Origin of the sequence: Bacillus sp. GMa5/1 (assembly GCF_050172015.1) — a bacterium.
GTDB lineage: Bacteria > Bacillota > Bacilli > Bacillales > Bacillaceae_G > Bacillus_A > Bacillus_A cereus.
Genome location: NZ_JBNLYC010000374.1, coordinates 1 through 1,806, shown reverse-complemented (window position 1 = coordinate 1,806; position 1,806 = coordinate 1). Strand labels below are relative to the sequence as shown.

The following is a 1,806-nucleotide window of genomic DNA, read 5'->3' as shown; positions in this document are numbered from 1 at the left end:
GACCAGACAGAAAGGAGAAGGTTACGCTAATAGGAATTATAGTGAAGTTGTAAGTAACATTATGTCTTTAATAATTTTCTAAATAGTCAATTTATTAACAAGAGGTCAAGAATCAAATTGGTAATAAACGTGTTCTAAGTTTCTGCATAACAAAAGTGAAGTTATTCCGCAATAAAAGTATAAGCAATGTACAGTATAATTTCATCTTTTGTTGTCTAGTAAGGAGTTTGCTGACAAAACTAAGAGGGATATTATCAAATTGAAATTAAACAATGTTATGACAAGATTAACTGTAAGCATTGGTTTATTGATCCTCACGATTCTGTAAGTTAAACCGCAACTTTAGGAAAGAATTAATAATTTACTACTCATAAGGTGCCTGATTCAAATATAGTTAATAAATTTTTGTTATTTATATTTTAAAAAATAGAGTATCGAAATGAGTGATAAATAAAATCCTTATATCCTATTAGAAGTAAAAAACAACGATATTAACGTATCTGAAAGATTTCTCCTTCTTATCCAGTTTACAAAGAGAGCGGTCGTACAAGTTATATGAATTAAGTTATAAAAACAATGGTAAAGGAGTGTACGGAATGAAAACTAAAATAATGACAGGATTTTTAATAACATCCATTGTAACTGGAGCAACTATTCCTATCAATACTCTCGCAACACCAATCGTTCAAGCAGAAACTCAACAAGAAAACATGGATATTTCTTCATCATTACGAAAATTAGGTGCGCATTCTAAATTAGTCCAAACGTATATTGATCAATCTTTAATGAGTCCTAATGTACAGCTAGAGGAAGTCCCAGCTTTAAATACCAATCAATTCCTAATCAAACAAGATATGAAGGAATGGTCATCGGAACTCTATCCACAGTTAATTCTATTAAATTCAAAAAGTAAAGGATTTGTAACAAAATTTAATAGTTATTACCCGACATTAAAATCGTTTGTAGACAATAAAGAAGATAGAGAAGGGTTTTCGGATAGACTTGAAGTACTTCAAGAAATGGCTATGACGAATCAAGAAAATGCGCAACGACAAATCAATGAATTAACAGATCTTAAATTACAGCTTGATAAAAAATTAAAAGATTTTGATACTAATGTGGCAACTGCGCAAGGCATACTAAGTACAGATGGAACAGGAAAAATAGATCAGTTAAAAAATGAAATATTAAATACCAAAAAAGCAATTCAAAATGATTTACAGCAAATTGCATTAATACCAGGGGCTTTAAATGAACAGGGATTTGCTATATTCAAAGAAGTTTATAGTCTTTCAAAAGAAATTATTGAACCGGCTGCTCAAGCAGGGGTGGCAGCGTATAACAAAGGAAAAGAAATTAACAACTCTATTTTAGAAGCGGAGAAAAAAGCGGCGCAAGAAGCGACAGAACAAGGTAAAACTGCTCTAGAGATTGAAGCAGCAAAAAAAGCAGCTCGTGAAGCAATTGAGAAAAGCAAACAAGGTGAAATAGCAGCCGCAGCCGCAGCAAAAACACAAGAGTATGACCTGATGAAGGTCATTGATACCGAAAAGATTAAGAAAACATTTGGCGTTTTTGCTGAAGTAAATAAATTAACAGCAGAACAGCGAGCATATTTAGATGATTTAGAGAAACAAAATCAAAAAATATATGATTTAACAACGAAATTATCAATAGCTGATTTACAAAAATCAATGCTTCTTCTTACACAAAATGATTTGCATACGTTTGCAAATCAAGTAGATGTAGAACTTGACCTACTAAAGCGCTATAAAGAAGATTTAAATCTAATAAAAAATAGCATTA

The 1,806-nt window shown here is 31.3% G+C and carries 1 protein-coding gene; it reads left to right on the top strand.

Annotated elements, in window-relative coordinates; genetic code table 11:
- Nucleotides 1-596: 596 nt before the first annotated feature.
- Nucleotides 597-1,806: hemolytic enterotoxin HBL lytic component L2 (gene hblC, locus ACQGSG_RS28740; RefSeq protein WP_426948707.1), on the top strand; the 1,210-nt coding region annotated here is incomplete at its 3' end.